The organism is Streptomyces ossamyceticus (assembly GCF_001418475.1).
GTDB lineage: Bacteria > Actinomycetota > Actinomycetes > Streptomycetales > Streptomycetaceae > Streptomyces > Streptomyces ossamyceticus.
The window spans coordinates 1-8,547 of record NZ_LIQX01000444.1 but is presented as its reverse complement, the minus strand read 5'-3'; the positions used below and the strand labels follow the sequence as shown (position 1 = coordinate 8,547).

At 72.8% G+C, this 8,547-nt stretch carries 5 protein-coding genes and 2 pseudogenes; 4 read left to right on the top strand and 3 right to left on the bottom strand.

The annotated features are described in order from the left end of the window. On the bottom strand, nucleotides 1-1,161 hold a 1,161-nt coding region (locus tag AOK15_RS28905), incomplete at its 3' end, for an ROK family transcriptional regulator (protein WP_205632252.1). Between the two features lie 192 nt (nucleotides 1,162-1,353). Beyond that, nucleotides 1,354-2,601 (bottom strand): FAD-binding protein, encoded by a 1,248-nt coding sequence (locus AOK15_RS28900; RefSeq protein ID WP_055521289.1) that lies wholly within the window; start codon nucleotides 2,599-2,601, stop codon nucleotides 1,354-1,356. Between the two features lie 367 nt (nucleotides 2,602-2,968). On the opposite strand from AOK15_RS28900, the gene AOK15_RS28895 reads away from it, so the two are divergent. The 4 genes and pseudogenes from AOK15_RS28895 to AOK15_RS28880 all read left to right on the top strand — a co-directional run. Next, nucleotides 2,969-4,303, top strand: a complete 1,335-nt coding sequence (locus AOK15_RS28895) for a radical SAM protein (protein ID WP_055521288.1) — start codon at nucleotides 2,969-2,971, stop codon at nucleotides 4,301-4,303. A gap of 214 nt (nucleotides 4,304-4,517) precedes the next feature. Next, nucleotides 4,518-6,035 (top strand): cellulose-binding domain-containing protein, encoded by a 1,518-nt coding sequence (locus tag AOK15_RS28890; protein WP_055521287.1) that lies wholly within the window; start codon nucleotides 4,518-4,520, stop codon nucleotides 6,033-6,035. 529 nt (nucleotides 6,036-6,564) lie between these two features. Then, complete coding sequence (gene rsgA / locus AOK15_RS28885; RefSeq protein WP_055521286.1) at nucleotides 6,565-7,677, top strand: ribosome small subunit-dependent GTPase A; 1,113 nt, start codon at nucleotides 6,565-6,567, stop codon at nucleotides 7,675-7,677. Between the two features lie 299 nt (nucleotides 7,678-7,976). Next, nucleotides 7,977-8,357, top strand: a pseudogene (locus AOK15_RS28880) (Ada metal-binding domain-containing protein); the annotation flags it as partial. Here the strand turns inward: AOK15_RS28880 and AOK15_RS28875 are convergent. Continuing rightward, a pseudogene (locus AOK15_RS28875) lies at nucleotides 8,354-8,547 on the bottom strand (helix-turn-helix domain-containing protein); the annotation flags it as partial. The pseudogenes AOK15_RS28880 and AOK15_RS28875 overlap by 4 nt on opposite strands.

Genomic DNA, 8,547 nt, shown 5'->3' with positions numbered 1-8,547 from the left:
CGCGGCGCCCAGGCACACCGGGTCGGTCGGGATGGGCGACAGGACGATCTCGGCGGCGTCCAGTGGCCGGCGCAGCGAGTGCCGGGCCACGGCCTCCCGCACCTCCGTGAGGAGCGGTTGGCCCAGTGCGGCCGCGACCCAGCTGCTGAGCACGACCACCTCCGGGTTGAGCAGGTTGACCAGGTCGGCGATACCGGCACCGAGGTAACGGGCGGTGTCCCGGACGACCTTGAGTGCGATGGGGTCCCCGTGGGCGACCCCCCGGGCGAGGGCGTCGATGGTCGCGGTCTGGTCCTCGGGGTGGAGCAGGGTGCTCCGCGGGGCGAGTTCCCGCAGATGCAGCATGATGCCGGGCGCGCCGACATAGGTCTCCACGCAGCCGTGGTTGCCGCAGTGGCACAGCCGCCCGTCGAGCACGAGCGTCGTGTGCCCCCACTCCCCGGCACTGTTGCTGACCCCCCGGTGCAGCCCGCCGCCCAGCACCAGTCCGGCGCCGACGCCCGTACCGAGGTTCACCACGACGGCGTCCCCCCGGCCCCGGGCCGCGCCGAACCACAGCTCGGCGACCGCGCAGGCCCGCAGCGGATTGTCCAGGTAGAGCGGGTAGGCGATGTGCTCGGCGAGCAGGTCGAGCAGCGGGACGTCGTGCCAGTCCCAGTTCGGGGCGTACTCCGACACCCCGCCTTCCCGGTCCACCTGGCCCGGCACGCTCACCCCGACGCCGAGCACGCGCGCGCCCTCGACCCCGGCCTGGGTGACCACCGAGCCCACGGCCGCCGCGACATGGCCGACGACCTGCTCCGGCCGGCTCTCTCCGGGGCGCATGTTCTCGTCCGCGCGGGCCAGTACGGTGAGTGCCAGATCGAACAGCTCGACCCGGACGTAGGTCTCGGCGATGTCGACGCCGATCAGCGCGCCCCCGGTGGTGTTGACGGCGACGAGCCCCCGGGGGCGCCCGCCCGCCGAGTCCTCGAAGCCGACCTCGGTGATCAGCCGCAGGTCGAGCAGCTCCCCGACCAGCGTCGCGACCGTCGCGAGGCTCAGTCCGGTGGCCGCGGCCAGCTCCTGCCGGGACGTGGGAGACTCGGCGATGATCTGGCGCAGCACCTCGTAGCGGTTCGCGGTGCGAATGTCGCGAGACGTGCGCTTCACCGACGACATGTTCTCCTCGATCCCTCCGGGCCGTGGCGAGGCATGCGGCCCCGGCGCGGCGCAAGGCTATGACTAGGAGGGACTTTCGACAAGGGGTTAGGAAAGGGGGTTTACAAAGTTCTCCCGGTAGCCGCCGCCCGCTGGCCGGAGAGCGACGGGGCGCCTCGGGCCCCAGGTGGGAGCCCCGCCCGTCGGCCCGGCTCAGCCGCCGAGCACCTCCCGGACGAAGGTGTTGCGGAACGTGCCCGCCGGGTCCAGCGCCTCGGCCAGCGTCCGGAAGTCACCCAGGCGGGGGTACAGCTCCCGCAGCGCGGCCGCCGGAACCGTGAACACCTTCCCCCAGTGCGGCCGGGCCCCCAGCGGCGCCAGCGCCTCCTCCACCCGCCCCACCACCGGCAGGACGGCCGTCGCGTCCGCGATCCACGTGAAGTGCAGCGCGACCGTGTCCCGGCCGTGGGAGGGGCTGAGCCACTGCTCGTCGGCGGCCACCGTACGGACCTCGCACACCTGGAGCACGGGCGCCACCGCCTCCCGCAGACCGTTCAACGTGCGCAGCGCCTCCCCGGCGTCCGCGCGCGGCAGCAGATACTCCGACTGGAGCTCGTCCCCGCTGCTCGGCGTGAACTCCGCCCTGAAGTGCGGCAGCCGCTCGTGCCACGGGCCGGGCACCCCCAACTGCTCGGTGCAGTTCACCGTGGGCATCCCCGGCACCGGGTGCACGGGCCCGGCCGCCGGCTCGGCCCACGGGAACTCCCGGAACGGCTGATCGGTGCGCCGCTTCACCCACACCTGGTCGAAGCCGGAGTGCCGCCACCGGGTGAACAGGCTCACGCTGTACGCCGCCGCCGAGACCGCCGAGAGGTCCAGCCCGGCCAGGGGGAGCGGACCGTGGACGGTCTGGCTCACCTCGAAGGCCGGCTCCAGATCGAGGGTGAGCGCCGTGACCACGCCGAGGGCGCCGAGCGAGGTCACCGCCCCGCCGAAGCGCTCGTCGCCCCGCCCCAGGGTCAGCGTCGAGCCGTCCGAGAGGACCAGCTCGACCTCCCGGACGGCCGCCGCGAGCGGTCCGTTGCCGTTCCCCGAGCCGTGGGTGCCGGTGGCCACCGACCCCGCCACGGAGATGTGCGGCAGGGACGCCATGTTGTGCAGGGCGAGCCCGTGGGCGTGCACCGCGCGGGCCAGCTCCGCGTACCGGACACCGCCTCCGACCCGTACCGTACGGGCCTCCCGGTCCACCTCGATCACCGGCGGCAGCGCGGACAGCGACAGCAGCACGCCGTCCGGGCCGGGCTCGGCGATCTCGTTGAACGAGTGCCCGCTGCCCAGCACCCGCACCCGCTCGCTGCCCGCGACCAGGGCCCGCAGCGCGTCGACCGAGCGCGGCCGGTGCAGCTCCTTCGCGCTGTACGTGATGTTCCGCGCCCAGTTGGTCAGGGTCTCGGTCGTCATGCCTGAAGTCCTCCACCGTCCGTGAGCCCGGGGGCCCGATCCCCAGGTGCGCTCATCCTCCCCGGTCCTGGCCGTCCGCCGAGACCGGGACGGCAGGTCGGGCGAGCGGGTGATTCCCCGAGTCGGGGCCGCGCAGCACTGGTGCACGCCGGTGCGCTCGTCGCAGAGGACGAGTGCCACGCTCCTGATGTGCACCTGGTTCACCTCCGAGCTGGATCCGGGCCCGGCTGCGCGCGGGACCACCGCCGGTCCCCGTGGCCGCCCCGAGTCGGCCCGAGGGCCGCCGCGCGACCCGCTCGGGGGCCCCGCTCCCACCTCCGCCGGGCCGGAGGCATACCGTGAGGAGTCGAACGAGAGGAGAAACGGCATGGGCAGCCGCACCGCGCTGGTGGAGGACCTGATGGAGAGGTTCCCGCACGTGCCACGGGAAGCCGTCTTCAAGGAGGACCTGCTCAGGGGCGGCGTGGCCTTCGACGCCTCCGCTCTCAGCGACAACGAGAACGGCGAGGTCAAGCCGAAGTCGTACTTCATCTTCTCCTTCGACCACGGCACCCTGCCCGAGCTGGGCGAGGCCGCCCTGCGCCGCCCGCCCGAGGAGATCATCCTCACCGGCGGCCCCTACGACCTGCGGCGCACCGTCGTCTCCGTACGGGTCAACCCGTCGTCGCCGTACCGGGTCGCGGCCGACGCCGACGGTCTCCTCGGTCTCTACCTCGACGGCCGCCGCATCGCCGACGTCGGCGTGCCGCCGATGCCCGAGTACTACCGGCACACCCTCTCCAACGGGAAGTCCGTGATGGAGGTGGCCCCCACCATCCAGTGGGGCTACCTCATCTACCTGACCGTGTTCCGCGTCTGCCAGTACTTCGGCGCCAAGGAGGAGTGCCAGTACTGCGACATCAACCACAACTGGCGCCAGCACAAGGCGGCAGGACGGCCCTACACGGGCGTGAAGGACGTCGACGAGGTCCTGGAGGCCCTGGAGATCATCGACCGGTACGACACGGCGAAGACCTCCACCGCCTACACCCTGACCGGCGGCGCGATCACCAAGACGGTCGCCGGACGCGACGAGGCCGACTTCTACGGCCACTACGCCAAGGCCATCGAGGAGCGCTTCCCCGACCGCTGGATCGGCAAGGTCGTCGCGCAGGCGCTGCCGCTGGACGACGTCAAGCGCTTCCACGACTACGGCGTGAAGATCTACCACCCCAACTACGAGGTGTGGGACGAGTACCTCTTCAAGATGTACTGCCCGGGCAAGGAGCGCTACGTCGGCCGCGACGAGTGGCACAAGCGCATCCTCGACTCGGCGGAGGTCTTCGGCGCGCGCAACGTCATCCCCAACTTCGTCGCAGGCGTCGAGATGGCCGAACCGTTCGGGTTCACCACGGTCGACGAGGCCATCGCGTCCACCACAGAGGGCCTGCGCTTCTTCATGTCGCACGGCATCACGCCCCGCTTCACCACCTGGTGCCCGGAGCCCACGACCCCGCTGGGGAAGGCCAACCCGCAGGGCGCGCCGCTGGAGTACCACATCAGGCTCCTGGAGGCGTACCGCGCCACGATGGACGACTTCGGCCTGTCCTCGCCCCCCGGTTACGGCCCGCCCGGCCCCGGTCACGCGGTGTTCTCCGTCAGCTCCTTCATGGACAGCCTCCCGGCGGCGGAGGAGACCACCGAAGAGGTTACAGTCAAGTAACTTCCGTGACCGGTGAGTCGCATGGGGCTCCCGTACGTACAACTCCATAGCGGAAACCGACGTTCGGCACATCTGAACACGCGGCTTGTCAGTTGTGCGGGAAGCGTGAAAAGCTCGGGGCCGCCACCAGGTGGTCCCCTCAACTGCCTTGCCTCAACGGTCAGTTGACCTTTCTGTTGGACTTCCCCCCTCGCTCTGTGGATGCAGGAGACCCATGCCCGACCTGCCGAAGCCCCAGGACGCCGTCGAAGCCGCGCTGTTCTCGGAGTGCTGGGACGCGGTCCTGTCGTACGCCGATCTGTGCACCTCCGGCTCGAACGCGGCGACCCAACTGGCCACCCAGGCCTTCAGCAGCGGCATGCGGGAGGCCGAGGTCCTGGAGTTCGAGGCGGGCGTCGGCCGCGGTGCGGGACGGCGGGCCCTGCGCCTGCCCCGCATACCCTTCCTCCTGACCTGGGTCAGGACCACGGCCGCCACCTGGGAGTCGGGCGGGCAGGGCCACCGGCTCGACCCCGATCTGCGCCTGTGGCTCAATTCGGACAAGGCGTTCCGCTACGCCGGGCCGCCGCTGCACCGCCCCCTCGCTCTGCGTGCCCTCAGGGACATGCAGGAGCCCGACGCGGCGCTGCTGTGGCTGGCCGAGGTCGAGGCGCTGCCGCTGACCTCGGTGGCCCGCCGGCTCGGCCTGGACCCGGCCGTCGCCCGCGCCGAACTCGACCAGGTGCGGGGCCTGTTCCGCGACCGGTGCCAGCGCAACCTGGTCGACACGCCCATGGGCCCCGACTGCCGCAGCTACGCGCGGCTGCTGGACGCGGTCACCCGCTCGCCCGGCACGGACACCCCCGACGACCTCTCCCGGCACCTCGCCACCTGCGTGGAGTGCGCCGAGGCGGCCGCCTGCCTCGGCCTGCACGGCGGCGGACTGCCCGCCGCCCTCGCCGGCGGCGTCATCGGCTGGGGCGGACTCGCCTACCTGGAGCGCCGCCGCCGCGCCGCGGAGGCGGGCCTCCTGCCCGGCCGCGCCGACTCCACCGGCACCGACCGGGGACTCTCTCCGGGCAAGGAACCCCGCCCGAGGATCGGCCGCACCGGGATGCTGGTCGGCGCCGCCGTCGTCTCCGTGCTCGCGCTCGCCGTCTCCCTGATGCAGTTCGGTGACGACGACACGGCCGTGGCCGAGGACGGCACGACGAGCGAGTCGCCGGTGGTCCAGCGGGACCCCTCCTTCCCGGAGGCCCAGCCCAACCCGTCCGGCGATTCGACCGGACTGCAGAGCACGACCCGCCCGCAGGAGACCGGCACCGACGACGGCGACAGCGACGGCGGCAACAGCAACGAGGAACCCCAGGGCGACTCCTCGACGCCCGCCAAGGTGTCGCACGAGCCGGTCGAGCCCGGCAAGCCGTCCTCCGTGACCTGCCAGGTCCGCTACCAGGTCGACAACGAGTGGCCGGGCGGCTTCCAGGCCACCGTCACCGTCACCACCACCAAGGCCCTCGACGGCTGGCGCATCGGCTGGTCCTACGAGGGCGGCCAGCGCGTCACCCAGATGTGGGACGGCACCTTCGACCAGAACGGCTCCCGCGTCACGGCCACCGCCGCCGACTACAACAAGACGGTCGCCAAGGGCGGCACGTTCGGCGTCGGCCTCCTCGGCGCCCAGGAGAGCGACGCCAACACGGTCCCCGACGACTTCACCCTCAACGGCCGACCCTGCAAGACGGCCGACTAGCCGGGGGCCGATAAGCGGGTGGGTGTCCGCGTCCGGCGGACGGGCTGCCGGGCACACCGACCGGGCGGGCCGGCGGCTGCGCATGCGGGAAGGGCGGGCCAACCGGCACAGCGGTAGGTAGGGCCCACTGGCGAGCCGGTCCTACCGGCGGAGCGGCGGACCGGTGTGTCTGCCCTGTCGGCGTACCGTCAGATCGACCGGCTTGGTGGCTGCCCCGGCTGCGCCGTCTGCCCTGCCCGCCCCGGTCGGCGGGCGGATTCGCGGCTGCCGGTTAATTCGATTGACGGGGCCCTGCCGGCCCCCGCTAGGGTGTGACCACTCCGCATCGCGGCCTCTCCGGCCGCCGGTGCCGACGACGAGCAGAGAAACAGGAGGTGTCGACCGATGGCTGTCACGGTGACGAGCGCTGCCCTCATCCAGGAATCCATCCAGTCCACCTCCGTGGTCTCCGGCTGACACCCACACTTCACCCCGCGCCGCCCTGAGGGGCTCGCGCGGCCGCCGGGACCACCCTTGTGAAGGGTCTCCCTTGACTTTCTCCGGCTCTCCTTCCGGTTCCGCCTCCTCTCTCTCCGCTCTCACCCCCTACGGCTGGGACGACGCCTGGGCGGACTCCTTCGCCCCGTACGACGCCGAGGGCCTCGTCGCCGGGCGGGTCGTCCGGGTCGACCGGGGGCAGTGCGACGTCATCACGGCCGACGGCCCGCTGCGCGCCGACACCGCGTTCGTCACCCCGCACGACCCCATGCGGGTCGTGTGCACCGGCGACTGGGTCGCCGTCGAACCCGCGGGCGACCCCCGCTACGTCCGCACCTACCTGCCCCGCCGCAGCGCGTTCGTGCGGTCCACCTCCTCCAAGCGCGCCGAGGGCCAGATCCTCGCCGCCAACGTCGACCACGCCGTCGTCGCCGTGTCGCTCGCCGTGGAACTCGACCTCGGCCGCGTCGAACGGTTCCTCGCGCTGGCCTGGGAGTCCGGGGCGCAGCCGGTGGTCGTGCTCACCAAGGCCGACCTCGTACCGGACGCGGTGACCCTCGCGTACCTGGTGCAGGACGTCGAGACGGCCGCCCCCGGCGTCCCCGTCATCCCCGTCAGCTCCACCTCCGGCGAGGGCCTCGACGTCCTCCGCGCGGTGCTCTCCGGCGGCACCTCCGTGCTGCTCGGGCAGTCCGGCGCGGGCAAGTCGACCCTCGCCAACGCGCTGCTCGGGGAGGACGTCATGGACGTCCAGACCACCCGCGACGTCGACGGAAAGGGCCGGCACACCACCACCACCCGCAACCTCCTCGCCCTCCCCGGCGGCGGAGTGCTCATCGACACCCCCGGGCTGCGCGGCGTCGGCCTCTGGGACGCCGAGACCGGCGTCAACCAGGTCTTCGCCGAGATCGAGGAACTCGGGGCGCGCTGCCGCTTCCACGACTGCGCGCACGTCGCCGAGCCGGGCTGCGCGGTGCTCCAGGCCGTGGACACGGGCGCCCTGTCCCCGCGCCGCCTGGAGAGCTACCGCAAGCTCCTCCGCGAGAACCAGCGCATCGTCGCCAAGAGCGACGCCCGCCTGCGCGCGGAGATCCGCAAGGAGTGGAAGCGCAGGGGCGCGGAGGGCCGCGCGGCGATGGAGGCGAAGCGCGGCGGCCGCCACTAGTCCTTGACGGGGGCAGCCCTTGGAGGGCGGGCCACAGGCCCGTCCCTCCAAGGGCTGCCCGTCGGGGGCGCGGGGAATCGTGCCCCGGACGCGACGCGGGGGACCGCCCGAGAAACCACGAACCACCCGCACCCGCCGAACCACCCGCACCCGCCCCCGCGTCCCCGTGAGGGACCGGACGCCCGGCGGTTCCGGCGAGGCGGGCGGACGTGGAGAGTCGCCCGGCGGTATCGGCGGACGCCGAGTGCCGTGTCCGAATCCCGCCAGCCGAACCGTCCGGCGTCACCGAGACTGGAACCGTGGAGGACATCGAGGACACCAGGTACGAGGCCGTGCGAAGCCGGGACGCCCGCTTCGACGGCACCTTCTTCTTCGCCGTCACGACCACCGGCATCTACTGCCGCCCCAGCTGCCCCGCGGTGACCCCGAAACGGCACAACGTCCGCTTCCACCCCACCGCGGCCGCCGCCCAGCAGGCCGGGTTCCGGGCCTGCCGCCGCTGCCGCCCGGACACCACCCCCGGCTCGGCCGAGTGGAACGTCCGCGCGGACGCCGTGGCCCGCGCCATGCGCCTCATCGCGGACGGCGTCGTCGACCGGGAAGGCGTCGCCGGACTCGCCGGACGTCTCGGCTACAGCGCCCGCCAGATCCAGCGGCAGCTCACCGCCGAGGTGGGCGCGGCGCGCAGGTCCGTGGGGGTCGCGGCGTAGATCGCGCGGATCGTGTCGTTGAACTGGCGGACGCTCGCGAAACCGGAGGCGAAGGCGACCTCGGTGATCGGCAGGCTCGTGGTCCGCAGGAGGACGCGGGCGGTGTGGGCGCGCTGGGCGCGGGCCAGCGCGACGGGGCCCGCGCCCACCTCGGCGGTGA